The following is a 25863-nucleotide window of genomic DNA, read 5'->3' as shown; positions in this document are numbered from 1 at the left end:
TCGCCACGCTGGCAAGAACTTTCTGAGAAGCCACACATTTCGTCGCGTCCGCCCGACGCCCTGCTCACCAATACACGTATTTATGTGTCATGCGGCCCCTCGCGCACGGCTGGCAACGAGCTGAACTCATCGTCTGTAAAGAGCCGGGAGCGCGTCAGAAACCGGCGCCCCGTCCCATTGTCCAGAGAGAACATCCCACCGTTGCCCGCGACCACGTCGATGACCAGTTGCGTATGCTCCCAGTAGGCGAATTGCTCCCGACCCATATAGAAGGCGGCGCCATGCAGGTCGCCCACGTACACATCGGTATCGCTGATATTGAATTCGCCGTCCGGATAGCACATTGGGGCGCTGCCATCGCAGCAGCCGCCCGACTGAAAGAACATGACCGGCCCATGCCGCGCGCGCAACTCGTCGATCATTGCGCGCGTGGCATTGGTTGCGACCACGCGTGAAAGCGCGTCACCCATGCGAAAACTCCCGTGCGGTTAAAAGAAGCCCATCGCGTTCGGGTTATAGCTGACCAACAGGTTCTTGGTCTGCTGATAGTGATCGAGCATCATCTTGTGATTTTCCCGCCCGATGCCCGATTGCTTATATCCGCCGAACGCAGCATGCGCCGGATACAGGTGGTAGCAATTGGTCCACACGCGTCCCGCGTGAATGGCGCGGCCGACGCGGAAAGCGCGCGAACCGTCCCGTGTCCACAGCCCGGCGCCGAGCCCATACAAGGTATCGTTCGCAATGCGCAGAGCATCGGCTTCGTCGGTGAAGGTCGTCACCGACACCACCGGACCAAAGATCTCTTCCTGGAAGATGCGCATCTTGTTATCGCCCTTGAACACGGTCGGCTGTACGTAATAACCATCCTTCATATCGCCCGGCTGCATGCAACGCTCGCCGCCGGTAAGCAGCTCGGCGCCCTCTTGCTTGCCAATATCGAGATACGAAAGGATTTTTTCCAGCTGCTCCTGCGACGCCTGAGCCCCGATCATGGTCGACGCATCGAGCGGATTGCCCTGCTTGATCGCTGCCACCCGCTCCAATGCGCGGGAAATGAATTTGTCGTAGATGGATTCCTGAATCAGCACGCGCGACGGACAGGTGCACACTTCGCCCTGGTTCAGCGCGAACATGGCAAAGCCTTCCAGGCATTTGTCGAAAAACGCGTCGTCCGCATCCATCACGTCGGCAAAGAAAATGTTCGGCGATTTGCCGCCCAGTTCCAGGGTGACGGGAATCAGGTTTTGCGCCGCGTATTGCATGATCAGGCGGCCGGTAGCGGTCTCGCCCGTGAAGGCAATCTTGGCGATGCGCTTGCTCGATGCCAGCGGCTTGCCGGCCTCCAGCCCGTAACCATTCACAATATTGAGCACGCCCGGCGGCAACAGGTCGCCGATCAGCTCGATGAGCACCATGATCGACGCCGGCGTTTGCTCAGCGGGCTTGAGCACGACGCAATTGCCCGCCGCCAGCGCCGGTGCCAGCTTCCACACCGCCATCAGGATCGGAAAATTCCAGGGAATGATCTGCCCCACCACGCCGAGCGGCTCATGGAAGTGATAGGCATACGTTTCGTGATCGATTTGCGCGACCGATCCTTCCTGCGCGCGGATGCATCCGGAAAAGTAGCGGAAGTGATCGATGGCCAGCGGAATGTCGGCCGCGGTCGTCTCGCGGATCGGCTTGCCGTTGTCGATGGTCTCCGCAGTGGCCAGCAGGCTCAGGTTCTCCTCCATGCGGTCGGCGATTTTATTGAGGATGTTCGCGCGCTCGCCCTGCGAGGTCTTGCCCCATGCGTCCTTGGCGGCATGCGCGGAATCGAGCGCCAGCTCGATATCTTCCGCACTCGAGCGCGCAATTTCGCAAAACACCTGCCCGGTGATCGGCGTGACATTACCGAAATATTCGCCCTTCACCGGCGCAACAAATTTTCCACCAATGTAATTGTCGTAGCGTTGTTTGAATGGATTGGCCACGCCCAGCTTGCTGATATCTGCGAGATTCATGTCTTCCTCTTCCTCTATGGTTATATACCGGGAACCTCAGCATAGACGCAGATCAAAAGGAGTACCTGCGCAAACGCAAAGAATTGTCAACGGCTACACACAGGCTAGTCTTTTCGTTGGTGCTCTGGCGCACATTAGGCCAGCGGGGCATCCGTGCTGGCTGCAGGATTCGGGCGGCCCGCGTATATTGCGTAGCGACGCCAAAAATCCACCGGAGAACCCATGAAGCAGCACCCGTTTCGCTTGAACTACATCGCCACCTTATTCGCCCTGAGCGCGGCAGGCATGGCAGCGGCGGCTGCACCGGACGCGCCGGTCAACGCGCCGCTGGCCGATGTGGTCGTCATCAGCGGAAGCCGGGTCGAGCACGGCAGTTTCGACTTGCCGGCGGCCATCGATGTGCTCGACGCAGCACGCATCCGCGACGGCCAGTTGCGCGTCAACGCATCGGAATCGCTCAGCGCGGTACCTGGCCTGGTGGCCCAGAATCGCCAGAATTACGCGCAGGACCTGCAGATTTCCTCGCGCGGCTTCGGCGCCCGTTCCGCCTTCGGCGTACGTGGCGTGCGCCTGATTGCCGACGGCATCCCCGCAACCATGCCCGACGGACAGGGACAAGCGGCAACCTTTAACCTCGACATGGCCGAGCGCATCGAAGTGCTGCGCGGCCCCTTCTCCGCCATTTACGGCAACCATTCCGGCGGCACCGTGCAGCTGTTCACGCGTGACGGCCAGGGCCGGCCGAGCGTCGAAGGCACTGTCATCGGCGGCAGCAACGGCACGCGCAAGGTCGACGTCAACGCCCAGGGCGAAAGCAACGGCATCGGCTACGTGATCGACACCTCCCGCTTCGAGACCGATGGCTACCGCGCGCACAGCGCCGCCACGCGCGACCAGAGCTTTGCCAAGCTGACCCTGGCGCCCACCAGCACCAGCAAGCTGACCCTGAGCGCCAGCGCCCTGAGCCAGGATGACACGCAAGATCCGCTCGGGGTCACCTGGGCCACGTACCAGCGCGACCCGCGCGCCGGCGAAACCGATGCCACCGACACGCAAATTCCCAAGCGCACCATTGCCGACCGCTACAACACGCGCAAGAGCATCGATCACAAACAGGCCGGCGCCGCCTTCGAGCAGCGCCTGGGCGACGACCGCCTGCGTGCGATGGTGTACGGCGGCAATCGCCAGGTCATCCAGTACCAGGCTTTCTCGAAATTCGTGCAGACGCCCGCCAGCCAGTCCGGCGGCGTGGTCGACTTCGACCGCGACTTTTACGGCGCGGACATCAACTGGCTGAGCGTGCGCAGTATGGCTGGCGGCAAGCTGAGCACCACCATCGGCATCGATTACGGCCGCTCCACCGACGAGCGCCAGGGCTACGAGAATTTCATCGGCAATCAGTTCGGATTGCAGGGCAAGCTGCGCCGCGATGAAAGCAACGCCGTGTCCAGCTTTGATCCGTATGCCCAAGCCGAATGGCAAGGCGGCGACTGGGTGTTGACGGCCGGCCTGCGCCACAGCCGCATGAAGGTGTCGGTGGATGACCGCTTTGTTACCAACGGCAACGACAGCGGCGGCGTCAGCTACCGCCACACAACGCCCGTGCTCGGTGCCTTGTACAAAATCTCGCCGACCATCAATGTGTACGCCAGCGCGGCGCGCGGTTTCGAGACGCCGACCTTGAACGAGCTGTTCTATTCCGGCGCCGGCGCCGGCTTCAACTTCGCGCTCAATCCCGCCACCAGCACCCACGTGGAAGCGGGCGTGAAAGCCTATCTCGGCAGCAATACACGCATCAACGCCGCCTTGTTCCACGTCAAGACCAGTGACGAGCTGGTCGTCGATATCTCGGGCGGCGGGCGCACCAGTTACCGCAATGCCAGCGAAACCCTGCGCAAAGGCGCGGAAGTCTCTCTGGACAGCAACTTCGGCGCGGGATTCAGTGGACGCTTGGCAATGACGGCCTTGAACGCCACCTACCAGCAGGGATTCGGCAACGTCGCAGCCGGCAACCGCTTGCCCGGCGTGCCCAAGGCCAACCTGTTCGGGGAGCTGGCATGGAAAAGCAGAGGCGATGGCTTCGGCGCAGCGCTGGAAACCATCGCCACCAGCAAGGTATATGCCGAAGACGCCAACGCGGACATCGCCGCGCCCGGCTACGCGATTCTCAACGCGCGCTTCCAGGCGAAACAGTCATTGGGCCGATGGCGCCTGAAGCAGTTCGTGCGCTTGAATAACCTGAGCGACCGCAAATATGTGGGATCGGTGATCGTCGGCGACGCCAATAAGCGCTTTTACGAAGCGGCGCCCCAGCGCAACTGGCTGGCGGGCGTCAGCGCGCAGTATATTTTCTGATCGTGTAGTGTGAACGTCGACAAATGCCCGGCAAAGCGCGGCATTTATCACTCGCCGCTGCTCACCGCAGCCACGCGCAAGGAATGAAACGCGATAAGGTAATTACCTGTATCGCAAAAAACAAGATCAACCCGGCCCCGGATACAGCTTCGCCAGGGTCGCGCGCGCCACCGTCGTCGCAATCGCCTCGACGTCGGCCCCCGCCTTGCCGGCCTCGCCCTCCTCGCGCAGCGCCTGCCACAGCCCGGCCAGCTTCCCCGCCTGCTGCGCCACCGCATCCTCCACCTCGGCCTGCCAAAACGCCGGCGCCTCGCCTTCGACGAAATTGCCGCGCCCGCGTCCGAAGTGGGCAACGGCCAGATAACGCAGGATGCTACTGACTAGCAAAGTCTGCAGAAAATCGTCGGCGAACTGCATCGTGGTGCGGTGGCGGTCGGTACTGGTGTTAAAGCCCCAGGCCGCCCCGGCCGCGGTCAGCGCGCCCACCACGCCGCCCAGCAGCGCTCCCGCGCCGAAGGTCAATCCGCCTGCCATCAGATCGGCCGACAAGCCGGTCGCCGCGCCCGACACAACCGCACCGAGCAGCCCGGCCTGGGCCCGGTCGACCGGGGCGCGCACGGTGAAATTCTTGTTCACCCGCGCGTTGATCTTGGGCGCCTCGCTCGGATCGAGTTTGTGCAGCGCCAGCAGGCGAGCCGTGGTAGCCGCGATGTTCTGGTTGAGCCGGTCGATCAGCACCGCCATGGCGCGCTCCTGCCGCTGCTGGTCGTTCTTGCCCAGGCCCACCACCTTCATGGCCGACTTGAGCAAGGTCTTTTCGTCCGCCTCGACCGGCTCGCTGTCGCGCGCGGCGCCAGTCAATTGCGCGCTGGTGATGCGCATCGATTCGAGGAAGCGTTCGCCGTTGTTCGACTCCCACAGCGCAAACAGGCGCGCGTAGCCGGCCTGCTTGGACTCGTCGACCAGCTTGCCGACCGCCTCGTAAAACACCCGCTCATGCACCCAGCAGCGCGCAAAGGCATCGAGCGCCAGCACGTCGCGCACGATCTTGTACTGGTCCAGATGCTGTTTCCAGCGCGTCTGTTCTTCCAGTTCTTCATTGGCGGGCCGCGGCGGCCCCAGCTGGTTGAGCAGCACCACCACCGGTTTGCCGAGCCACTCCAGGATGCGCATTTCGGCGGGCAAATACCCGGCGTCGCGCGGATGTTCGGACGAGTTGACCAGATACAGCACCACGTCCGCTTCATCGCGCGCGGTGCGCAGCGCCTGCTGGCTGAGCCAGAACGGACGGTCGCGGTAACGGTCCAGCACTTCGCGCAGGAACCAGCCGATCGGATTGCCCGACATCGCCAGCCGCTTGAACAGGCGCACCGAATCGCCGAAACCAGGCGTGTCCCACAGTTGCAGGGTATCGCCCTCGTTTGTTTTGAGCAGCAGGTGCGACTCGGCAAAGATGGTCACGTGGGCGGCATCGCGCACCTCGCCCACGTCCACCCCGACCAGCGTGCGCGCCAGGGTGGTCTTGCCGTTGTTGGTATGCGAGATCAGCGCAAACTGGATATGGACAGGGGTGTCGCTCATGATGCCTTCGATAAACTAAGTCCGGCGCCGGGCTCGAGCGGGCGGCGCTCCGGATCGAGCAGGTTGACGATGGTCGCCGGGGCGCGGTGGAAGTTGCAGAACTGTTGCCACAGCGCGATACGCTCGGCCAGCCGCACATCGTCCCCGGCCTGCGCAACGCTGCGCTCGACCAGCGCCGACTCATCGATCAGCACGGCAATGCCGCGCTTGGACGAGCGCACCAGATAATCGAGAAAGGCGCCCTGGTTTTCCTTCTCCGGCGTCGCGGCCAGACTGAACAGCACGGCAGTGGCCGTCACGTTCGGATCGTCCGCCGTCAGGTCGCGCAGGGAATCGACGGCTTCCTCGCCATAGCCGCTCGACGGGCGCAGCATCACCCGGGCCTGTTCGCCGAACAGGGTGACCGCCACCTGCGAGAGCCCCTTGTGGCGCGCCTCGTCGAGCGTAAAGCTGTACGGCAGCACGCGCAGCACGGCCGGCGCGGTGGTGCCGGCCTCGCCGTTCAGTTTGCGGAAATACGGTTGTTCCAGGTCCAGCGGAAACCTGTTGTGCATCCGCTGCGCGCGCCAGTGCGCCACCCCGGCCAGAATCAGGCGCGGCAGCACCACCAGCAGCAGCAAGGTTGCGCCATATAAATGTACCCACCTGGCCCCGCCCGCCCCGCTGGGCGTCTGCGAAAAGTGCAGGGCCTCGATATCGGCGACGCTGAAGCCTTCCAGCGGCAACAGCGCCATGGCCGGCGCGAACAGCACCGACAGGATGGCATGCACCTGCCCGGCGCCGAGGAAGGTGCTTTCCCAGCCGGCCACATATTCGGACAGAAAACCGCGCGCATACAGCGACAGGACCGCGCCCAGGGCAAACATGGCGGCGGCCAGATGCATGGTGCGCGCCAGGCGCGCCAGGGTCAGCTTGGCGCTCAGCTCGGTCCACTGCAGGCTGAAATCGGCCAGCGCGGACGCCAGCACATTCGGCAACTTACGCGGCAGCGACAATTGGGCTCCGCTCAGGCGCCGCAGCAAGGCCGGCGAGACCCAGCCGTTCTTGCGCGCTGGCACGAACAGCCAGGCCAGCAACAGCAGGTACACCGCTACGTTCCATCCGATAATCGCCAGCAGCGGCGCCGACAGCAGGTCGACCCGGTGCGGGTCGCCAATGCGATCGACCGCGGCGCCGAGCACCAGCGCCAGCAGCGGCAAGCCCAGCGACAGCGCCTTGAAGCCGGCACGGCGCCGCGCAATGGCCGCGAAAGCGGGCGCGCGTTCGCCCAGGCGCTTGAGGATCTGCTCGGCCCTCTGCTGCAAAAAATGCTCGTTCGTTACCGCCGACTTGCTGTCGGACGCCTGCCACTGCGCCAGTTCCCTGGCGCTGCGGCTGGCATACAGGCGATCGTCGTCGCTGAGTACCTCGTGCTTGCCGTCCATTGTTTCGACGGAGCGCACCAACACCACGTCCCGTGCAACCTGCTCGTTCATGTTCTTCCTGTTTTCTTTTAACGATATCTTTTGTATGAAGCGACAACATTCACAGGCCAATTGTGCCGCACTTTGCCGCATTGTGCCGACACACGCTGGTCTGCCAGAAACGACGCAGCGTGAGTGTGCTATCTTAGCGCGGAATTTTCTTGACACTTTCTTATCTATCTCCACGATGCGCCTCCCAGACATACTTTCCACCCACGACCCATTGCTGGCCAGCGAACTGACCCAAGCGATCGACAACAAGACCAAGCCGCTGGGCAGCCTGGGCGCGCTCGAAACGCTGGCCCGGCAGATCGGCCTGATCCAGCAAACGACCAAGGTCGCGCTGAACAAGCCGGCCATCCTCGTGTTCGCGGCCGATCACGGCGTGGTGGCCGAAGGCATCTCGGCCTATCCGCAAAGCGTCACCTGGCAGATGGTCGAGAATTTCCTGTCCAAGGGCGCGGCCATCAACGTGTTCGCGCGCCAGAACGGCTGCGCGCTGCAGATCATCGACGCCGGCGTGAACCACGATTTCGGCAAGCGCGTGGCCCTGATGGACTGCAAGGTCGGACGCGGCACCGCCAACTTTGCCCAGAAGCCGGCCATGAGCTGGGCCGAATGCGCCGCCGCACTGGCGCACGGCATGCGCATCGTCGGCAACCTGGAAGGCAATGTGATCGGCTTCGGCGAAATGGGGATCGGGAACACCACCGCCGCCGCCGCGCTGATGCACAAGCTGACCGGCGTGCCGGTGCTTGACTGCGTCGGCGCCGGCACCGGTTTGTCGCCCGAGGGCGTGCTGCACAAGCAAAACGTGATCGAGGCGGCGGTCGCCCTGCATGGCGAAATGAGCGAGCCGCTCGACATCCTGGCCACCTTCGGCGGCTTCGAGATCGCCATGATCGTTGGCGCCATGCTCAAGGCGGCCGAACGGCGCATGGTGCTGCTGATCGACGGCTTCATCGTCAGCAGTGCGCTGCTGGTGGCGGCGCGCATGCAGCCGGCCATCCTCGACTACTGCGTATTTTCGCACTGCTCGGACGAAGCGGGCCACGCGCGCATGCTCGAACACCTCAAGGCCAAGCCGCTGCTCAACCTCGGCCTGCGCCTGGGCGAAGGCACCGGTTGCGCCCTGGCGCTGCCGCTGCTGCACGCGGCCGTCAACTTCCTCGGCGACATGGCCACCTTCCAGTCGGCGCGCGTCAGCGGCCAGTCGGCGTAAGTACGCACCATGGCCAGCATCGTCCACCAGTGCCGGCTGTTCTTCATCGCGCTGCAATTTTTCACCCGCGTGCCGATTCCGGGCTGGGTCGGATTCGACCCGTCCTGGCTGCACCATGCGTCGCGCTATTTTCCGCTGGTCGGCGTGGTGGTGGCGGCGGTGGCCGCGGCGGTGTATGCCGGCGCATCATTGCTATGGCCGGCCCCGGTGGCGGTGCTGCTGTCGACGGCGGCGGCGATCTACCTGACCGGCGCCTTCCACGAGGACGGCCTGGCCGACATGTGCGACGGCTTCGGCGGCGGCTTGAGCACCGAGCGGGTGCTGGAGATCATGAAGGATTCGCGCATCGGCACCTACGGTGCGGTCGGCATGGGGCTGACGGTGGCGCTCAAGTGCGCGCTGCTGTCGTTTCTGTCCGTACCCGCCGCGATCGCCGCCCTGTTCATCGCCCACCCTTTGTCGCGCCTGGCCGCGGTGAGCCTGATCTGGGAAATGGAATATGCGCGCGCCGATGGCAAGGCCAAGCCAATGGCCCAGCATATGAGCAACCGCGAATTCGGCATCGCTTGCGCCTGCGCCGGCGTGCCTGCACTGGCGCTGGCCACGGCCGGCATGCTGCCCTGGCTTGCGCTGCTCACCAGCGTGACCGGGGCCGCACTGGTGGCGTGGTGGCTGGGCGCCAAGTGCCTGCGCCGCATTGGCGCCTACACCGGCGACTGCCTGGGCGCGGTGCAGCAGGTGGCCGAAGTGGTCATCTACCTGGCGCTGCTGGCGTTTTTCCATCACGGCCTCTGGGGCTGAGAATGCGCCTGTACCTGGTGCGCCACCTGGCGCCGCAAGTAGCGTCCGGCGTGTGCTACGGGCGCACCGACCTCGCTGTCGATCCTGATTTGCAGGCGCAGGCCCTGCCTACCCTGCGCGCCACCCTGCCCGCCGGCGCGCCGGTATTTTCCAGCCCGCTGCGGCGCTGCGCCATGCTGGCCGCGGCAATCGGCGGCGCGGCGGTGCGGTATGACGCGCGCCTGGCCGAACTCGATTTCGGCGACTGGGAAATGCGCCGCTGGGACGACATCGACCGTGCCGGCGTCGACGCCTGGGCCGCCGACATGGCCCGCTACCGCCCCGGCGGCGGCGAAAGCGTGACCGACATGGCGCAGCGCGTGTCCGCGTTTTATGCCGACTGCATGCATGCGCAAGCGCCCTGCGCCATCGTCATCTGCCACGCCGGCACGATCCGCCTGCTGTCGGCGCGCGCACGCGGCCTGGCGCCCGAGACCATGGCGCTGGAGGCGGCGCAACGTCCCCACGCCATCGCCTACGGCGAGACCGTCATCATCGACTGTGTATAATTATCGGGTTTTGGTGCCCGCGCCCATGTCCATGAGCGCAGTTAAACTGGGAAACACGAAGCCTGCAACAGGCCAACGTGTGCTGCCCCCGCAACGGTAAGCAAATGTCGCTGACATGGCGACGAGCCGTCTCGAACGACCACTGTGCATTTGGCATGGGAAGGTGAGACGGCCGCATTTGCCAGCCCGGATACCGGCCAGGACAGGTGGGAACGTGCAGGATCTGCGCGTTCCTTTTCAATCTGGCCAACGGGGACGTCGGCCGGTTGCTCGCAATCGCACTCACTGAAGATTTGTCATGACCTTTCCTGTTGTACGCCACGCGGCCCTGACGTCGCTCGCGCTAGCTTTTACTTCCCCTTATGCCCTGGCCGACAGCGCCGCCGATACGGCCGTTGCCGCCGTCATCATCACCGCCACGCGCGCGCCGCAGCCGGCCAGCGACGTGCTGAGCGACCATGTGCTGATCAGCGCCACCGACATCGCGCGTTCCGGTGCGAGCAGCGTCGTCGAACTGCTGCAAAAGCAGCGCGGCATCGAGATCACGCGTAACGGCGGTCCGGGCGCCGCATCGCAAGTGTTCATCCGCGGCGGCGACGCCAAGCAGACCGTGGTGCTGGTCGACGGCGTGCGTATTGGCTCGTCCACGATCGGCATCGCCAACTGGGCCACCCTGCCGCTGGCGAACGTCGACCGCATCGAAATCGTCTACGGCCCGCTGGCCACCATGTACGGCGCCGACGCCATCGGCGGCGTGGTGCAGATTTTCACCCGGCGCGGCGCCGGAGCGCCAAACGTCACAGCCGCTGTTGAAGCGGGCAGCGACAAGGCGCGCTCGATGGCGTTCGGCGTGGCCGGCGCCAGCGAAGGCGAGAACAGCATCAGCTACGCGTTCGGTGTGTCGAAGGACAAGGATGACGGCTTCTCGGCCACCAAACCGGGCAACTTCTCCTACAACCAGGACAACGACGGCTATACGCGCGACAGCGCCACCGGCCAGCTGGGCATCGTGCTGGCCAAGGGCCACGAAGCGGGCCTGCTGTACCTGCACAGCCACCTCAAGTCGCAGTACGATGCGGGCGCAGGTCCCTTCGACGTGCGCAGCGTGCAGAACATGGACAACATCGCCGTGTACTCGAAACACGAGATCACGCGCAACTGGAAAGTCAGCCTGCAGGCATCCGAGGCCGACGACAAATCGGTCAACTTCACCAGTGCGACGAGCAGCAACCGCATCGACACGCGCCTGCACGCCTACAGCATGCAGAACGACATCGCCCTGGGCAGCGACCTGCTGCAGCTGGTTCTGGAACGCCGGGTGGAAGACGTGTTCGCCGACACCACGCGCGCCTTGAACACCAGCCGCGCGACCAATTCCGTGGCTGCGGCCTACTCGCTCAAGCGCGGCAACCATCTGGCCAGCGCCAGCGCGCGGCGCGACGACAGCACCCAGTACGGCAACAAGGTCACCGGCGGCGCCGGCTACGGCTACAAACTCACGCGCGCGCTGCGCGTGAACGCCAGCGCCGGCACCAGCTTTCGCGCACCGACCTTCAACGAACTGTATTACCCGGGTTACGGGGTCGACATCAACAAGCCCGAACAAGGCAAGAACGTCGAAGGCGGCGTGTATTACAACGATGGCACGCTTGAAGCCAGCGCGGTCTACTACCGCAACCGCCTGAAAGACCTCCTGGTCAACACCACCACATGTCCGGTCCAGCAGGATACGCATCCGTACGGCTGCGCCTACAACGTCAACCGCGCCACGTTAGAGGGCATCAGCCTCGGCGCGCGCACCCACGTGGGCGCCTTCGACATGAGCGGCTCGCTCGACCTGCAAGACCCGCGCGACGACACCACCGGCAAGAACCTGCAGCGGCGCGCCAAGCGCCACGCAAAGTTCGCCATCGAGTACACGGCGGGCGCGCTGGTTGCCGGTGCAGGCGTGCAGCTGTCCGGGAAGCGCTTCGACGACCTGGCCAACCGCAACACGCTGCCCGGCTACGGGCTGGTAAACCTGTTTGCCGAGTACCGCTTTGCACCCGACTGGTCGGCCGTGCTACGGTTGAACAACGTCGCCGACAAACAGTACGAACTGGCGCGCACTTACGCCACCACCGGCCGTCAGGTGTTTGCCGGCGTCCGTTACGGCAGTAAATAGGAATCGCATGCATCCGTTCTTTCGCAACATGCGCCACCGGGCCAGCGTCGTCATCACGGCGCTCTCCTTGCTGGCATTGGCAAGCCTGGTGGTCGCCGGGATGGTCGGCTCTGTGCCGGTCCCGCTGGCAGAGATGCCGGGCGCGCTGATGGCGCTTGCGAAAGGCGATACCTCGACCCTGGCCGCCACCCTGCTCGACCTGCGCCTGTCGCGCGCGCTGGTCGCGTTTGTGACCGGCGGCGCGCTCGCGCTGGCCGGCGTGATGATGCAAGCCTTGCTGCGTAATCCCCTGGCCGAGCCGTATGTGCTCGGTATCTCGGCCGGCGCCTCGGTCGGCGCGCTGGCCGCGCTGCTGTTCATGTGGGCCATGTGGATGGTCGACCTGGCCGCGTTCGTGGGCGCGGTGGCCGTCTCGATGCTGCTGTACCTGCTGGCGCGGCGCGACTTGCGCGGCAATGCGGCGGCCGAAGGCGGCTCGTCCCTGCTGCTGCTGACCGGCGCGATTCTGTCCACGTCCTGCATCGCGCTGGTAACCTTGATGCTCTCGATCGCGCCCGAAAGCCGCTTGCGCAGCATGATTTTCTGGATGATCGGCGACATCGCCGGCGCCCCTTTGCGCCCGCTGCCGTGGATCGTGCTGGCCGTGGGCCTGGCCTTCGCGCTACGCAGCGCCCGGTCGCTGAACGTCCTGGCGCTGCACGCGGAAGCCGCCGCCACCCTTGGGATTCCCGTCAGCGCGCTGCGCAAGGGCCTGTTTTTCTGTTCCGGCATGCTGACCGCCAGCGCCGTCACCAGCGCCGGCAGCATCGGCTTCGTCGGCCTGATCGTGCCGCATGCCTGCCGTTTCGCCTGCGGACCCGATCACCGCCTCTTGATCCCCGCCGCCACGCTGGCCGGCGGCGCCTTCCTGGTGCTGGCCGACACGCTGGCGCGCACCGTGCTCGCGCCGCAGCAGCTGCCGGTGGGCGTCATCACCGCGCTGATCGGCGCACCCGTCTTCCTGTATCAACTTCACCGGCTGAACCGCTCATGATGATCGAAGCGCGCCAACTCCTTCTCACCGCCGGCAGCCGCACGCTGGTGGCAAACCTCGACTGGCAGGTGCGCGGCGGCGAATCGTGGTGCATCATCGGCCGCAATGGCGCCGGCAAAAGCACGCTGATGCGCACCCTGGCCGGCCTGCGCGAGCCCGATGGCGGCAGCATCGCCATCGGCGGGCGCCCGCTCAAGGACTGGACGCTCGAAGAGCTGGCACGCCAGCGCGCCTTCTTGCCGCAGGCGCGCAGCGACGCCTTTGCCTACCGCGCCATCGAAACCGTGCTGGCTGCACGCCATCCCTACCACGCCAACCGCTACTGGGAAGGCAGCGACGACTACACCATCGCGCACGCCGCCCTGGCATCGATGGAAGTGGCCGACCTGGCCGAGCGCGACGTGCGCACCCTGTCCGGCGGCGAACGCCAGCGCGTCGCGATTGCCGCCATGCTGGCGCAGGATACGCCCCTGCTGCTGCTCGACGAACCGGCCAATGCGCTCGACCTGGCGCACCAGCACAGCGTGATGCGCCTGCTGGCAAAGCTGTGCCGCGAGCAGGGCAAGACGGCCGTGATGATCGGCCACGACCTGAACCTGGCGCACCAGGCGTCGAGCCACGCGCTCTTGATGATGGGCGACGGCGAATGGCTGGCCGGCCCGGTCGACGAGGTGATGCAAGCGCCGGTCCTGAGCCGCTACCTGGGCCACCCGATTGAAGTCCTTCCCCACGGCGCCCGCCGTATTTTCATCCCAACCGAGGAATCCGCATGATCGACGACACCGCAAACAGCGAACTCAATGAACGCCACCGCGTCCGCATGGAACGCAAGAAAGCCATCATCGACCAGAAGATCGCCGAGGCGCAGAAGGAAATTGGCATCATCATCGTCAATACCGGCAACGGCAAGGGTAAAAGTTCGAGCGGCTTCGGCATGGTGGTGCGCGCAATGGGGCACGGCATGAAGGTGGCGGTGGTCCAGTTCATCAAAGGGGCGATGTCGACCGGCGAAGAAAAATTCCTGCGCCGCTTTCCCGGCGAAGTGAGCTTTCACGCCATGGGCGAAGGCTACACCTGGGACACCCAGAACCGCGAGCGCGACATCGAAAAAGCCGAGGAAGCGTGGGCGCTGGCCAAGGGCTTCCTGTCCGACCCGACGATCGGCCTGGTGCTGTTCGACGAACTCAATATCGCGCTCAAGTACAAATACCTCGACGTTCACGCCGTCATCGCCGACCTGCTCGACCGGCCGGACATGCAGCATGTCGTCATCACCGGGCGCGGCGCGCCGGACGAACTGATTGCGATTGCCGACACGGTGACCGACATGACGGTGGTCAAGCATGCATTCAAGGCCGGCATTGCGGCGCAGGCCGGGACGGAGTTCTGATGGGCGACCACGCAGACGTGCGCGTGCTGCTGGTGGCCGCCGTGTCGTCCGGCCAGGGCAAGACCACGGTGACGGCCGCCCTGGCGCGCGCGCTGGTGCGGCGCGGCCAGCGCGTGCGCGTCTTCAAATGCGGCCCCGATTTTATCGACCCCATGCTGCTGGAACGCGCCAGCGGCGCGCAAGTCGGCTCGCTCGACCTGTGGATGGTCGGGCGCGAACAATGCCGCAGCCAGCTGGCCGCAGCCGCGCTGGAAGCCGATGTGATCCTGATCGAAGGCGTCATGGGCCTGTACGACGGCACGCCCTCGTCGGCCGACCTGGCGCGCGAGTTCGGCCTGCCGGTGATGGCGGTGATCGACGCCTCGGCCATGGCGCAAACCGCCGGCGCGCTGGTACACGGCCTGCGCGATTACGGCCCGGTGGAGATGGCGGGCGTGATCGCCAACCGCGTCGCCAGCAAGGGGCACGGGGCGATGGTCGCCGCTTCGATGCGCGACATTCCACTCATCGCCATTTTGCCGCGCCAGACCAAGACCCTGCCCGAACGCCATCTGGGCCTGGTGCTGCCGTCCGAAGTGCAGGATGTGGACGGCCTGCTCGACCTGCTGGCCGACCAGCTGGAGTTCGACGACGCCGCCTGGGCGCAACTGCGCAGCACACGCATCGACCTTACCGCGCGCGTGGACGCGCCGGCCGCGCTGCTGGCGGGGCGTACCATCGCCATTGCGCGCGACGCCGCCTTTGCCTTCCTGTACCCGGCCAACCTGGACACCCTGCGCGCGCTGGGCGCCACCCTCGCCTTCTTTTCGCCGCTGGCCGACGATGCGGTACCGGCGCGGGCCGATGCGGTGTACCTGCCCGGCGGCTATCCGGAGCTGCACGGCGAGACGCTGGCTGGTGCCGCACGCTGGCGCGCATCGATCCGCGCCGTGCATGCGGCAGGCATGCCGATTGTCGCGGAATGCGGCGGCATGATGGCGCTGGCAGATTCGCTGGCCGACCAGGCGGGCACGGTGTGGCCGATGGCAGGCCTGCTCGAAGGCAGTGTGACGATGCAGGCGCGCATCGCCGGTCTCGGATCGCAAGGGCTGGAGACGCCGCACGGCCTGCTGCGCGGGCATACCTTTCACTACTCGAAGCTGGAAACCGCCGTTCCACCAATGGCGCACACGGTCAAGCATCCGAGCGGCGCCAGCGGCGAAGCGGTGTACCGCGCCGGCTCGCTGACGGCATCCTATTTCCACGCCTACTTTCCATCCTGTCCGGCTGCGGTGGCGGCCCTGTTTTCCAGGAGCGAGGCATGACGACCACGCTGATCCTGGGCGGCGCCCGTTCCGGCAAAAGCTCGTACGCCGAAAAACTCGCGCTCGAATCGGGCAAGGAGGTTGTGTACCTCGCCACCGCCCGCCCCGGCGATGGTGAAATGGCGCAGCGCATCGCAACCCACCGGTCGAGCCGCCCGGGAAGCTGGACCACCATCGAAGAGCCGCTGCTGCTCGGCGACGCGATCCTGCGCTGCAGCGAGCCAGATACCCTGGTGCTGGTCGACTGCCTGACCCTGTGGCTGACCAACCTGATTTTCTCGGTCGACCAGGACTTCCCGGAAGTAGGCGTGATCGATCTGCCGGACGTTTTCTACGAACAGTGCGACACGCTGCTGGCCGCCCTGCCGGAAGCGCCGGGCGACGTGATCCTGGTATCGAACGAAGTGGGGCTCGGAATCGTTCCTTACGGCGCCGTGTCGCGCTGCTTCACCGACGAGGCGGGACGGCTGAACCAGGCCGTGGCCAAGGTGTGCGACCGCGCCCTGTTCATCGTGGCCGGCATGCCGCTCACGCTGAAAGGCCAGGCATGCTGAGTGGGCTGACGCTGGCGCAGGTGGCGCTGCTGCTCGCCGGCGGCGTGCTGCTTGACCTGCTGCTGGGCGAAGCGCGCCGCTTCCATCCGCTGGTCGGCTTCGGCAATCTGGCCAACCGCATCGAGCGCACGCTCAATCGCGGGAACAAACGCTTTGCGCGCGGCATGCTGGCGTGGGCGCTGGCGGTGTTGCCGCTGGCGGCATTGGGCGCGCTGCTGTGCTTTGGCACAGGGCTGGCCGCGCACGCTGTCCTGCTGTACTTCTGCCTGGGTTTTCGCAGCCTGCGCGACCATAACCTGCCGATAGCGCAGGCGCTGGAAAGCGGCGACCTGGCGCAGGCGCGCCTGCTGACGGCGCGCATCGTCAGCCGCGATACCGCCAGCGCCAGCGAAGCCGACCTGGCCAAGGCCAGCGCCGAATCGCTGCTGGAAAATGGCAACGATGCGGTGTTCGGCACCCTGTTCTGGTTCGTGGTCGCCGGCGGCGGCGGCGCGCTGCTGTTCCGGTTGGCGAACACGCTCGACGCAATGTGGGGCTACAAGAGCACCCGGTTTCTGCAATTCGGATGGGCGGCGGCGCGCATCGACGATGTACTCAATTACGTTCCGGCGCGCCTGACCGCGCTCTCGTATGTGCTGCTGGCCGATCACCGGCGCGCCGCCTGGGAATGCTGGCGCGCGCAGGCGCCGGGCTGGCCAAGCCCGAACGCGGGCCCTGTGATGGCCAGCGGCGCCGGCGCGCTGGGCCTGGCGCTGGGCGGCAGCGCCACCTATGACGGCGTGGCCGAACAGCGCCCTCCGCTGGGACGCGGGCGCGCCGCGCAAGCGCGCGATATCGCGCGCGCCTGGAAGCTGGTGCGTGCCACCGCGCTGCTGTGGCTTGGCGTGGCCGCAGCGGTGGCGCTATTGACGGGAGCATTCCATGCTTGAACACGGCGGTAATCTGCGCGCGGCGACGATTCGCTTCAACCGTCCACTGGCTGACTGGCTGGATCTGTCGACGGGACTGAACCCCACATGGTATCCGGCGCCGCAACTGGCGGACAATGCGTGGCACCGCCTTCCGGAGACCGATCCTGAACTGGTGCGGGCGGCGAGCGCCTTCTACGGTGCGCCGCGCATGCTGGCCGTAGCCGGCACGCAGGCCGCGATCCAGGCGCTGCCCCAGCTACGGGCGCCATCGCGCGTGGTGGTGGCCGCGCCCTCGTATGCCGAACACGCGCATCACTGGTCCAGGCATGGGCACAGCATGCGCGAGGTGGAATACGACGCGCTCGATGCGGCGCTGCCAGAATGCGATGTACTGGTGCTGTGTAATCCGAATAATCCGACCGGCGCCACAGTGGAGCCGGTACGCTTGCTGGACTGGGCCGCGCAGTTGGGCCGGCGCGGTGGATGGCTGGTGGTGGACGAAGCCTTTGGCGACACGGCGCCGCACCTAAGCGTGGCCGCGCACAGCGACCGTCCCGGCCTGATCGTGCTGCGCTCGGTCGGAAAATTCTTTGGCCTGGCCGGCGTGCGCATGGGCTTTGTGGGCGCGCATGCGCCCTTGCTGTCGCAGCTCGCCGATTTGCTCGGGCCGTGGACGGTCAGCGGTCCGGCGCAGCAGGTTTCAACGGCGGCGCTGGGCGATGCTGCGTGGCAGGAAACGATGCGCGCGCGGCTTGCCAGCGAAGGCACGCGCTTGCGAACGCTGCTCGCTGCGAATGGCATCGCGTCGAGCGGCACCGACCTGTTTCAATGGTGGCCGGAAGCGCAGCCGGAGGCATTCTGGCAGCACATGGCCGAACGCGGAATCTGGGTGCGGCTTTTTCCCAAGGCGGCGCGGGGCATTCGCCTTGGCTTGCCTTTAGACGAAAATGGATGGCGGCGCCTGGCGCTCGCACTGGAAGAATGGAACCGAGGATCACGATGAAAATATTGTTTGCTGCCCTTGCCGGCATGATTGCATTGAATGCCAGCGCAGCCATCACGGTTCATGACGACGATGGCAAGCCGGTGACCTTGCAGAAGCCCGCCCAGCGCGTCATTGCACTGGCGCCGCATGTGACCGAGATGCTGTACGCGGCCGGCGGAGCGGAGCGCCTGATTGCCGCCGTCGCCTACAGCGATTATCCGGAAGCGGCCAAGCACCTGCCGCAAGTGGGCAGCAACAGCGGAATCGACATGGAGCGCATCGCAGCCCTCAAGCCGGACCTGATCGTGGTCTGGCTGCATGGCAGTTCGGAGCGCCAGATCGATCAGATCCGCGCGCTCGGCATCCCCCTGTTCCACAGCGAGCCACGCAAACTCGATGACATCGCCACCAACCTGATACGCCTCGGTAAGCTGATGGGCACAGAGGCGGTTGCAGCTCCCGCGGCGGCCGATCTGCGCAAGCGCCTCGGCGCGCTGCAGCTCAAATATGCCAAGCGCGCACCGGTGCGCATGTTTTACCAGGTGTGGGACAAGCCGCTCTACACGCTCAACGACGGCCATATCCTGAGCGATGCCATGCGCCTGTGCGGCGGCGAGAACGTATTCGGCAAGCTGAAAGTCACGGCGCCCGTCGTCACCGTGGAAGCCGTGCTGCAGGAAGATCCGGAGGCGCTGTTCAGCGGCGAACGCAGTCCCACGGACGTCGGTCTCCATCTCTGGAAGCCATATGCCACCACGACGGCGGTCAAGCGCGGGAACCTGTTCAGCATTGACGGCAACCTGCTCAATCGTTCGGGTCCGCGCATGGTCGCCGGCGCCGAACTGCTGTGCGAAAAACTCGATATCGTGCGCCTGCGCCGTACCAAGCCATGAGCGGCTTTCCTTATCACACGCTGATGGTGCAGGGGACCACATCGGACGCGGGCAAGAGTACCGTGGTGGCGGCCCTGTGCCGCCTGCTGAAAAACGAAGGCGTCACGGTGGCGCCGTTCAAGCCGCAGAACATGGCCTTGAACAGCGCGGTGACGGCCGACGGCGGCGAGATCGGCCGGGCGCAGGCGCTGCAGGCGATTGCCGCCGGCGTGGCGCCACACACGGACATGAATCCGGTGCTGCTCAAGCCATCGAGTAACATCGGCGCGCAGGTGGTCATTCACGGCAAGGTGCGCGCCGAGATGAATGCGCGCGACTACCATCAGTACAAGACGGTGGCGATGGGCGCCGTGCTCGAATCGTACGCGCGCCTGCGCCAGCAGTACCAGACGATCGTGGTGGAAGGCGCGGGCAGCCCGGCGGAGATCAACCTGCGCGACCGCGATATCGCCAACATGGGTTTTGCCGAGGCGGTGGACTGCCCGGTGATCCTGGTGGCCGACATCGACCGCGGCGGCGTGTTCGCGCACATTGTCGGCACGCTTTCGTGCCTGTCGCAGAGCGAGCGTGACCGGACCATCGGTTTTGTGATCAACCGCTTTCGCGGCGATATCTCGCTGCTGGAACCGGGCCTGGACTGGCTGGAACAGCAGACCGGCAAACCGGTGCTGGCGGTGCTGCCGTATCTGCAAGGGCTGTTCCTCGATGCGGAAGACGCGGTGCAGGCGGTGCAGGCTTCGCGCGGGGCCTTCAAGGTGGTCGTGCCGTCGCTGCCGCGCATGAGCAATCACACCGATTTCGATGCGCTGCGCGTGCATCCGGATGTGGACCTGCAGTTCGTGCGCCAGAACGAGGCCAAGCCGGCGTGCGACCTGCTGATTATCCCGGGTAGCAAAAATACGCGCGGCGACCTGGCCTATCTGCTCGACGAGGGCTGGGGACCGTATATCGACAAGCACCTGCGCTACGGCGGCAAGGTGATCGGGATTTGCGGCGGCTTCCAGATGCTGGGGCGCGAGGTGGCCGACCCGCATGGGGTGGAAGGCGAGAGCGGCATGACCGAGGCGCTCGGCCTGCTCGACATGCGCACCGAGCTGACCACCGAAAAACGCCTGGCGCAGGTAACGGGCCGCTGCGCCTTCGCCGATGCCGACGTGGCAGGCTACGAGATTCACATGGGCGTCTCCAGTGGCGCTGCACTCGATACGCCGGCGTTCCGCATCGACGGCCGAGCCGAAGGTGCGCGCTCAGGCGACGACCAGATCCTGGGCAGCTACCTGCACGGCATGTTCGACCACCCGCAAGCCTGCGCCGCGCTGCTGCGCTGGGCGGGGCTCGATAGCACAAACACGGTGGACACCAAGCAACTGCGCGAGGCCAGCCTGGAGCGCATTGCGCAAGCCGCGCGTCCCTTGTACGACGCGCTGTGTGCTATAAAATAAGGCATTTTCCAATTGTTGCAAAAACGTCACCGGAGCGCACTTTGCGCGGTTGACGCTCAGACTACATGTGTAGAATGTGAGCAATAATTTAATCTGTGGAAGTGCCATGTTATCAATGATTAAGGTCGTGCGAACCTTTCCTTCGGTTCGGATTCCGTCCAGCTCGGGGGGACTGCCGGTCGAAGTGTCGCTGATCGCGCAACTGGTACATGGCTCGGGTAATCATTTGTTTGCCAGCGTATCGGCGCGACAACAGCAACATCAGGAATTTGTCGACGAGCTTGACGAGCCATCGGCCAAGCTGGGGGGCACCAATTTCGATAAAGGCGATCCGACCTCGCTGTATTCCTTCGTTGTCGGCCCCAAAGGGCACCCTTTCCACCGGCACGCCGGGCATCGCATTTTCACGGCAATTTCCGGCAGCGGCGGCGCGCAGTTGCGCTTTTCGAGCGCGTCCACGGCGCAGATTGATGAAGACCCGCAAAGTTTCCTGCGCGCGCTTCAATGCATCAATATCCCGCCGGACTGCATGTTCACCGTGCGCTTCGGCGGCGAGACCTGGCACCAGTTCGCGCCACTGACGCGCAACAGCCCGCATCCGGTGTTTTTCGCGCTGTCCTGCCACACCAACGAGCTCGGCGGCGACTTGTCCGACGACCTGCGGCAACAGGTCATGGCAAACGAAGCTAGCATTCCCTCGCTGACCTCGCTTCTGCCGCAGGAAGTGGCCGATTTGCTGGACGCGGCAATGGCCAAGGGGCAAGTCGCGACCGTCGACCTGTCGCTGGAAGCGCCGCCGGGCACCTTGCAACGCGCGATGTGCTACACGGCACGCGGCACCGTCGGCACGATTCTCGGCAAATGGGGTGCGTGGCGCCGCTCGAAGGGCTTTGTGTCGCATCACGGCGACGGTAGTGAGGTGCGCGAGCTGGATGCCACACCGGCCGGATCGTTGCTGCTGAAGCAATTCGAGGGCACGCCGTTTCATCATGAAGATACGTTTACCCTGACCATGCCGCTGTCCAGTTTTCAGGAGAGCAATGCGACGGCGCTGCTGACCCGCCTGCTCGATGGCTTCATGGAAAATCGGCCGCGCGGCGTCACGCGCATGATGGCCGTGCGCAATGTGCTGGTACGGCCGATGGGATTGCGGACCTCGTCTCTGGGCTGTCCGGTATCGTCGCTGCTCTCGCCCGATAAAAGCCGTCTGTTCGCGAATCGTTTTCCAGTTCTCGAGCAAAGCACGGACGAACATAATACGCGCGCGCAAGTGGTGCTGGGCGCGGACGACAAGCATCTGTCGTTCCGCTCCTGCGTGGCGGCGCGCATCGTCAAGGGCGGCCAGGTGGAGTTCAGCCTTGGCTCGCGCGTGCGCTGCAAGAACCTGTTCGGACGCTTTTATATGTGGGCGATCGACCGCACCCACCGCGCGTATGTAACGCCGACCATGCTGCGCATGGCTGTCGAGCATGCGAAGGTACCGGTAGCGGCAGGTGCGATGGACGGAGCAGCGATACTCGGCAGGTAAGCAAGCCGGATACGGCAGCGCCTTTTATAGGTATTTCCGTTTCTTGGCCTTGCATGTCGATTTCGGCAGTTCCGGAACGTCGTCTGTTTACTGCGACGTTCCGCGCTGGCACAAATGGAGAAATATCATGACTGACAAGATAAAAGGCCCTGCTTCCTATTTTCCCGCCATCGAGGCGAAGTATGGGCATCCTGTAGCGCATTGGTTCGGCCTTCTTGAGTCGGCGGGCCCAATGAAGCACATGGAGATGGTCAACTGGCTCAAGTCGGAGCATCAACTCGGGCATGGACACGCCAATGCCCTGGTCGCGCATCACCTGAGCCGGGTGACGTCGTAGCAAGCGCTAGGTGGTCTTGCGTTCCACGCTCAAGACAACCGCCATCGCCCAGGTCGCGTTACTCAATGGCCATCTGAGCAGCTTGACCTGATCGCCTTCGACCTGCGCCTCCCACAAGGCATACAGCTTGCGCTCATAACCCGGCAAACGCACGCTCTGGCAAGCCAGTGGTCCGCCATCAAGGTTGAGCGCGACCTTCAGATCGAGTGGCGATTCCTTCAAAAATGCCGCCAGGCGCGCCAACGAGAAAAAGGCGTCCTTGGTCGTACCAATGATGATGCGCCCCTGCCTGTCTTGAGCAATGAAACTGCGGTTAGCCAACCACCGGCTGTCGGTGCTCACATGGGTTTGGCCGTCTTCCCCGATCAGGAGTGGATAGGAGACCATGGCATTGCTGGCCCCATCGAGTGCCTGCTGCCAGTTCCCATCGCGCAGATCCGTGACGCCGGCGCTATCCTGGTTGGCGACGAAGGCGCCGGCCCGGGCGTTGTATACGCGCGGGCCCATCGCCGTTCCCTCACTGATGAAGGGGGTGTCGGGCAAACCTTTCAAGCCATAGAAACTGCCATTGACGATCAAGCGCGCTTGCGGCAATGCGCGCTCCCATTCATCGATGCCCTTGTCGCCGTCCGCTGCATTGCGCACGACAAAGCGATACTGCGACGTATCGATACGCGCAAGCAGGATACGATCGACCTCACGGCCGCCCGCCATGACCGGCAGCTCGGCCACTTCAAATCCTTGCTCATGTTCTTTCCACGTCATCGGCCCCGACGTCGCCTTCGGGACCGGCACCGTCAGAGCGATGCGCATCGCTGGCGACAGGCGTGGATCGTCCGTCTTGGTAGTGACCCAGTAGGTGCCGCCGCGGCGCCACAGTACATTGAAGCCATAGGCGCCATTGCGCTCCCATACCCACCAGCAAGCGCCCGCCGCAGCGAGCAGAAGCAGCAGTGCAAGGCCGGCCAAGAGGCGCCGATGTTTCAGGATTATTCGCCGCGTTTTCCCTGGTGACGCAGGCGACTCTTGTGCCGTCTGTCTTTCCGGTTTCATACTCACAATTTCCCCAATTTCAAAAGAATCTCAGCCACATTGTCTGTGGAACCAAGATAGCCCGGCGGTGTGAAGCGCGGATGAAATGGGTGTGAAGTTGGATGTATGTAAGCGTCTTGCCCGCACCGTCTGGACGTAGTTTGCCGTTCGCGTCATAGTAGTTCCCACTACTTTTTGATGGGAACTACTTTGGACACAGAAGTAAAGCCGGGCAACCGCAAGGGCAAATCGAATTATGCACGCGAGTTCAAGCGCCGACTCGCCGTTGCGGCTTGCGAGCCCGGCATGTCTGTCTCGAAGCTGGCGTTGGCTCATCAGGTCAATGCGAACATGGTGTTCAAATGGCGGCGCGATCTACGCGCGGGATTGCTGGACGATGCGGCGCCAGCACTGCCCGCCTTATTGCCGGTAGTCCTTGCGGAGACGCCAGTCGGTCATCCGGTCATCTAGGCGCGCGACGATGTCGAACTTGACCGTGCCTTGCTGGCGAGCTGGGTTGGCGCGGCCAGTGCCTTGCTGCGTCCATTGGTCGATACGATCCGCCGCCATGTCCTTGCAGTGGCCAAGCGGCACGCCGACGACACGCCGATTCCGGTCCTGGCGCCGGGCAATGGAAAAACCAAGACGGCGCGCCTGTGGACCTACGTGCGCGACGAGACACGCTCGGGCACTGGCTGCGCGCCTTGCTGGAGAAACTCTCACGCAAGTCCGATACCTCGGCGGCGATTCAATATGCGCTCAATCTGTGGCCGGCACTGGTACGCTACTGCGATGACGGCGTGATCGAGATCGACAACTCGGCGGCCGAACGCGCCTTGCGCAGCGTCGCCATCGGCCGGCGCAACTACCTGTTCGCCGGTGCTGACAGCGGCGGCGCGCGCGGCCGCAATTTACTCAATGATCGGGACGGCCAAACTCAACGGGATTGACCCGGGAGCCTGGTCGGGATTGACCCGGGAGCCTGGTTACGCCGTGTGCCAGCCCACATCGCCGATCACCCCATCAACCGCGTCGACGAGTTCCTGCCCTGGCATTGCGCCGGGCAGTTGGCCACCGCGTGCAAAACACGCGGCTTCCCAGCGGGGTGATGCCATCATCAGGCAATACGGCGCTCAATTCAATACGGTTCTGGGCGGACGCTTACGCTACTGGTGACTATTCGTACATATAGCGCGCAATTTGGTGCGTTCGATAGCGAAATTAAAACAGAGCCAAGGAGCGCGTAGCATTTCTGTTTACCTGATTAGTGCGCCACTGCATCCTCTGGATTCAACGTTAATTCAGCACGTTGCTGCGGCGATTTTTCGTTCCAGACTCTCCAGCCTTCGGCTTGGGTCTTACTCACGCTTTCCTTGTGTTTCTCGAATATCTCGACACTAGCAGGCGTCATGGCGACAAAACGCGTGACTGAATTCCAAGACGGGAAATCTGTGCTGTTCACGCTGTAGTCCGAGGAGCCATTGACCCGTATAGGGCGCAGCTGGAATCCATTGCCATAGATGAAGCGCTCGAGCACGTAATAGCGCTTTCCGGCTTCGACATTGATTTCCATAAAGTGCGCCTTGATGCCAATCTGTGCTGCCATCAGCAGATGGCGCCCCGGCGTGAAGTTAAGCGCGACTTTGGTGTGCGAGCCGGTCGTGGCAAGGTGGGTACGGGTAGCGCCGTTCACCTCGAACAGGCCAACGGGGACTATACCCTGGACCGAGTTGATCGGCTCAAGGAACACGACTTGCGCCTTGTCCGCTGGTGGTGGAGGCAGGCTTTGGACCGCCAACTCGGTGAACTGCGGCGCAGGCGGTGGTGAGCTTGCGCAGCCGCTCAGAAGCACGAGGGAAAAGGAGACGGCTGCCAGAGTAAGTCGTTTCATGTAAATCCAATGAGAAGGTTTAGATGGAAAATTATCCGTATTGCGAGCAATATACACGCTCAACGTTCAATAACTCACATTTCGATATCTCGAGTTAGTAACGGCAAGCGCTGAGTCAGGGGCCTCCGTGCCGTACGCCCACTTGCCATCTATTCGCTGATAGGCACGGCCAACCTCAACGATGTCGACCCCGAAGCCTGGTTGCGCCATGTCCTAGCCCACATCGCCGATCATCCCGTCAACCGTGTTGACGGGTTTCTGCCCCTGGCATTGCCCCGGGCATCCGGCACCTGCCTAAAAACCCGGCGCTTCCCAGCGGTGTGATGCAACCATCAATCAATTCGACAGCTGGCTCAAGACGGCGCTGGGCCGACGCGTACGATTTATGAACAGCTGTGCGGTTGATAGATGGATTGGGAA

At 64.3% G+C, this 25863-nt stretch carries 23 protein-coding genes, 2 pseudogenes and 1 riboswitch; of the genes and pseudogenes, 19 read left to right on the top strand and 6 right to left on the bottom strand.

Annotated features, from left to right (window positions below; genetic code table 11):
* Positions 1–80 precede the first annotated feature (80 nt).
* Both RBA40_RS32325 and adh read right to left on the bottom strand, forming a co-directional pair.
* A complete protein-coding gene (locus RBA40_RS32325; RefSeq protein WP_306652910.1) occupies positions 81–470 on the bottom strand; it encodes a DUF779 domain-containing protein in 390 nt (129 codons plus the stop codon).
* 18 nt (positions 471–488) lie between these two features.
* Positions 489–2009, bottom strand: a complete 1521-nt coding sequence (adh, locus tag RBA40_RS32320; RefSeq protein ID WP_306652909.1) for an aldehyde dehydrogenase — start codon at positions 2007–2009, stop codon at positions 489–491.
* Positions 2010–2231: 222 nt separating this feature from the next.
* On the opposite strand from adh, the gene RBA40_RS32315 reads away from it, so the two are divergent.
* Positions 2232–4364 carry a TonB-dependent receptor family protein gene (locus RBA40_RS32315; RefSeq protein ID WP_306652908.1) on the top strand — a complete coding sequence of 711 codons (2133 nt, stop codon included), beginning with the start codon at positions 2232–2234 and terminating at the stop codon, positions 4362–4364.
* Positions 4365–4490: 126 nt separating this feature from the next.
* Here RBA40_RS32315 and RBA40_RS32310 read toward each other — a convergent pair whose 3' ends face one another.
* The gene (locus RBA40_RS32310) at positions 4491–5945 is read right to left on the bottom strand and encodes a DUF3482 domain-containing protein (RefSeq protein WP_306652907.1); all 1455 of its coding nucleotides are present in this window, start codon (positions 5943–5945) and stop codon (positions 4491–4493) included.
* Positions 5942–7420, bottom strand: a complete 1479-nt coding sequence (locus tag RBA40_RS32305; RefSeq protein WP_306652905.1) for a DUF2868 domain-containing protein — start codon at positions 7418–7420, stop codon at positions 5942–5944. The genes RBA40_RS32310 and RBA40_RS32305 overlap by 4 nt, the downstream gene beginning before the upstream one ends.
* Before the next feature lie 175 nt (positions 7421–7595).
* Between RBA40_RS32305 and cobT the strand changes: the two genes are divergently transcribed.
* The 15 genes from cobT (at position 7596) to RBA40_RS32230 (ending at position 22520) form a co-directional block, all read left to right on the top strand.
* A complete protein-coding gene (gene cobT / locus RBA40_RS32300) occupies positions 7596–8630 on the top strand; it encodes a nicotinate-nucleotide--dimethylbenzimidazole phosphoribosyltransferase (protein WP_306652904.1) in 1035 nt (344 codons plus the stop codon).
* A 9-nt stretch (positions 8631–8639) separates the two neighbouring features.
* Positions 8640–9431, top strand: coding sequence for an adenosylcobinamide-GDP ribazoletransferase (locus RBA40_RS32295; RefSeq protein WP_306652903.1), 792 nt, complete (start codon positions 8640–8642; stop codon positions 9429–9431).
* A 2-nt stretch (positions 9432–9433) separates the two neighbouring features.
* Positions 9434–9979 (top strand): histidine phosphatase family protein, encoded by a 546-nt coding sequence (locus RBA40_RS32290; protein ID WP_306652902.1) that lies wholly within the window; start codon positions 9434–9436, stop codon positions 9977–9979.
* Positions 9974–10195, top strand: a riboswitch (cobalamin riboswitch). (Overlaps the previous gene by 6 nt.)
* A gap of 82 nt (positions 10196–10277) precedes the next feature.
* On the top strand, positions 10278–12143 hold the full coding sequence (locus tag RBA40_RS32285) for a TonB-dependent receptor plug domain-containing protein (protein ID WP_306652901.1): 1866 nt from the start codon (positions 10278–10280) through the stop codon (positions 12141–12143).
* A gap of 7 nt (positions 12144–12150) precedes the next feature.
* Positions 12151–13176: a FecCD family ABC transporter permease gene (locus RBA40_RS32280; RefSeq protein ID WP_306652899.1), complete on the top strand. Its 1026-nt coding sequence runs from the start codon at positions 12151–12153 to the stop codon at positions 13174–13176.
* Positions 13176–13949 carry an ABC transporter ATP-binding protein gene (locus tag RBA40_RS32275; protein WP_306652914.1) on the top strand — a complete coding sequence of 258 codons (774 nt, stop codon included), beginning with the start codon at positions 13176–13178 and terminating at the stop codon, positions 13947–13949. The genes RBA40_RS32280 and RBA40_RS32275 overlap by 1 nt, the downstream gene beginning before the upstream one ends.
* Positions 13946–14566: a cob(I)yrinic acid a,c-diamide adenosyltransferase gene (gene cobO / locus RBA40_RS32270; RefSeq protein WP_306652897.1), complete on the top strand. Its 621-nt coding sequence runs from the start codon at positions 13946–13948 to the stop codon at positions 14564–14566. The genes RBA40_RS32275 and cobO overlap by 4 nt, the downstream gene beginning before the upstream one ends.
* Positions 14566–15870 (top strand): cobyrinic acid a,c-diamide synthase CobB, encoded by a 1305-nt coding sequence (locus RBA40_RS32265; protein WP_306652895.1) that lies wholly within the window; start codon positions 14566–14568, stop codon positions 15868–15870. The genes cobO and RBA40_RS32265 overlap by 1 nt, the downstream gene beginning before the upstream one ends.
* The gene (gene cobU / locus RBA40_RS32260; RefSeq protein ID WP_306652894.1) at positions 15867–16424 is read left to right on the top strand and encodes a bifunctional adenosylcobinamide kinase/adenosylcobinamide-phosphate guanylyltransferase; all 558 of its coding nucleotides are present in this window, start codon (positions 15867–15869) and stop codon (positions 16422–16424) included. The genes RBA40_RS32265 and cobU overlap by 4 nt, the downstream gene beginning before the upstream one ends.
* Complete coding sequence (cbiB, locus tag RBA40_RS32255) at positions 16418–17353, top strand: adenosylcobinamide-phosphate synthase CbiB (RefSeq protein ID WP_306652892.1); 936 nt, start codon at positions 16418–16420, stop codon at positions 17351–17353. The genes cobU and cbiB overlap by 7 nt, the downstream gene beginning before the upstream one ends.
* Positions 17346–18338, top strand: coding sequence for a threonine-phosphate decarboxylase CobD (cobD, locus tag RBA40_RS32250; RefSeq protein WP_306652891.1), 993 nt, complete (start codon positions 17346–17348; stop codon positions 18336–18338). Before cbiB ends, cobD begins: the two co-directional genes overlap by 8 nt.
* Positions 18335–19213 (top strand): cobalamin-binding protein, encoded by an 879-nt coding sequence (locus tag RBA40_RS32245; protein ID WP_306652889.1) that lies wholly within the window; start codon positions 18335–18337, stop codon positions 19211–19213. The genes cobD and RBA40_RS32245 overlap by 4 nt, the downstream gene beginning before the upstream one ends.
* Complete coding sequence (locus RBA40_RS32240) at positions 19210–20655, top strand: cobyric acid synthase (RefSeq protein ID WP_306652888.1); 1446 nt, start codon at positions 19210–19212, stop codon at positions 20653–20655. Before RBA40_RS32245 ends, RBA40_RS32240 begins: the two co-directional genes overlap by 4 nt.
* A 106-nt stretch (positions 20656–20761) precedes the next feature.
* Positions 20762–22183: a DUF2867 domain-containing protein gene (locus RBA40_RS32235; protein ID WP_306652887.1), complete on the top strand. Its 1422-nt coding sequence runs from the start codon at positions 20762–20764 to the stop codon at positions 22181–22183.
* A gap of 127 nt (positions 22184–22310) precedes the next feature.
* The gene (locus tag RBA40_RS32230; protein WP_374710578.1) at positions 22311–22520 is read left to right on the top strand and encodes a DUF4287 domain-containing protein; all 210 of its coding nucleotides are present in this window, start codon (positions 22311–22313) and stop codon (positions 22518–22520) included.
* A gap of 6 nt (positions 22521–22526) precedes the next feature.
* Here the strand turns inward: RBA40_RS32230 and RBA40_RS32225 are convergent, their stop codons facing one another.
* Positions 22527–23573: a phosphodiester glycosidase family protein gene (locus RBA40_RS32225; RefSeq protein WP_306652886.1), complete on the bottom strand. Its 1047-nt coding sequence runs from the start codon at positions 23571–23573 to the stop codon at positions 22527–22529.
* 189 nt (positions 23574–23762) lie between these two features.
* On the opposite strand from RBA40_RS32225, the gene RBA40_RS32220 reads away from it, so the two are divergent.
* Together RBA40_RS32220 and RBA40_RS32215 are read left to right on the top strand one after the other, a co-directional pair.
* Positions 23763–24023 carry a transposase gene (locus RBA40_RS32220; RefSeq protein WP_374710577.1) on the top strand — a complete coding sequence of 87 codons (261 nt, stop codon included), beginning with the start codon at positions 23763–23765 and terminating at the stop codon, positions 24021–24023.
* Positions 24024–24661, top strand: a pseudogene (locus tag RBA40_RS32215) (IS66 family transposase); the annotation flags it as partial.
* A gap of 155 nt (positions 24662–24816) precedes the next feature.
* Here the strand turns inward: RBA40_RS32215 and RBA40_RS32210 are convergent.
* Positions 24817–25443, bottom strand: a complete 627-nt coding sequence (locus RBA40_RS32210) for a hypothetical protein (RefSeq protein ID WP_306652884.1) — start codon at positions 25441–25443, stop codon at positions 24817–24819.
* A 135-nt stretch (positions 25444–25578) separates the two neighbouring features.
* Between RBA40_RS32210 and RBA40_RS32205 the strand changes: the two are divergent.
* Positions 25579–25767, top strand: a pseudogene (locus RBA40_RS32205) (transposase domain-containing protein); the annotation flags it as partial.
* Positions 25768–25863 lie beyond the last annotated feature (96 nt).

It is taken from the genome of Massilia pseudoviolaceinigra (genome assembly GCF_030846505.1).
Lineage (GTDB): Bacteria > Pseudomonadota > Gammaproteobacteria > Burkholderiales > Burkholderiaceae_D > Telluria_A > Telluria_A violaceinigra.
Note: the sequence above shows the minus strand (reverse complement) of the source record. Positions and strands in the feature narration are given on the sequence as shown.

Coding starts and splice junctions, on each gene's coding strand:
- RBA40_RS32325 (WP_306652910.1), bottom strand. CDS start 470: ATGGGTGACGCGCTTTCACGCGTGGTCGCAACCAATGCCACGCGCGCA.
- adh (WP_306652909.1), bottom strand. CDS start 2,009: ATGAATCTCGCAGATATCAGCAAGCTGGGCGTGGCCAATCCATTCAAA.
- RBA40_RS32315 (WP_306652908.1), top strand. CDS start 2,232: ATGAAGCAGCACCCGTTTCGCTTGAACTACATCGCCACCTTATTCGCC.
- RBA40_RS32310 (WP_306652907.1), bottom strand. CDS start 5,945: ATGAGCGACACCCCTGTCCATATCCAGTTTGCGCTGATCTCGCATACC.
- RBA40_RS32305 (WP_306652905.1), bottom strand. CDS start 7,420: ATGAACGAGCAGGTTGCACGGGACGTGGTGTTGGTGCGCTCCGTCGAA.
- cobT (WP_306652904.1), top strand. CDS start 7,596: ATGCGCCTCCCAGACATACTTTCCACCCACGACCCATTGCTGGCCAGC.
- RBA40_RS32295 (WP_306652903.1), top strand. CDS start 8,640: ATGGCCAGCATCGTCCACCAGTGCCGGCTGTTCTTCATCGCGCTGCAA.
- RBA40_RS32290 (WP_306652902.1), top strand. CDS start 9,434: ATGCGCCTGTACCTGGTGCGCCACCTGGCGCCGCAAGTAGCGTCCGGC.
- RBA40_RS32285 (WP_306652901.1), top strand. CDS start 10,278: ATGACCTTTCCTGTTGTACGCCACGCGGCCCTGACGTCGCTCGCGCTA.
- RBA40_RS32280 (WP_306652899.1), top strand. CDS start 12,151: ATGCATCCGTTCTTTCGCAACATGCGCCACCGGGCCAGCGTCGTCATC.
- RBA40_RS32275 (WP_306652914.1), top strand. CDS start 13,176: ATGATCGAAGCGCGCCAACTCCTTCTCACCGCCGGCAGCCGCACGCTG.
- cobO (WP_306652897.1), top strand. CDS start 13,946: ATGATCGACGACACCGCAAACAGCGAACTCAATGAACGCCACCGCGTC.
- RBA40_RS32265 (WP_306652895.1), top strand. CDS start 14,566: ATGGGCGACCACGCAGACGTGCGCGTGCTGCTGGTGGCCGCCGTGTCG.
- cobU (WP_306652894.1), top strand. CDS start 15,867: ATGACGACCACGCTGATCCTGGGCGGCGCCCGTTCCGGCAAAAGCTCG.
- cbiB (WP_306652892.1), top strand. CDS start 16,418: ATGCTGAGTGGGCTGACGCTGGCGCAGGTGGCGCTGCTGCTCGCCGGC.
- cobD (WP_306652891.1), top strand. CDS start 17,346: ATGCTTGAACACGGCGGTAATCTGCGCGCGGCGACGATTCGCTTCAAC.
- RBA40_RS32245 (WP_306652889.1), top strand. CDS start 18,335: ATGAAAATATTGTTTGCTGCCCTTGCCGGCATGATTGCATTGAATGCC.
- RBA40_RS32240 (WP_306652888.1), top strand. CDS start 19,210: ATGAGCGGCTTTCCTTATCACACGCTGATGGTGCAGGGGACCACATCG.
- RBA40_RS32235 (WP_306652887.1), top strand. CDS start 20,762: ATGTTATCAATGATTAAGGTCGTGCGAACCTTTCCTTCGGTTCGGATT.
- RBA40_RS32230 (WP_374710578.1), top strand. CDS start 22,311: ATGACTGACAAGATAAAAGGCCCTGCTTCCTATTTTCCCGCCATCGAG.
- RBA40_RS32225 (WP_306652886.1), bottom strand. CDS start 23,573: ATGAAACCGGAAAGACAGACGGCACAAGAGTCGCCTGCGTCACCAGGG.
- RBA40_RS32210 (WP_306652884.1), bottom strand. CDS start 25,443: ATGAAACGACTTACTCTGGCAGCCGTCTCCTTTTCCCTCGTGCTTCTG.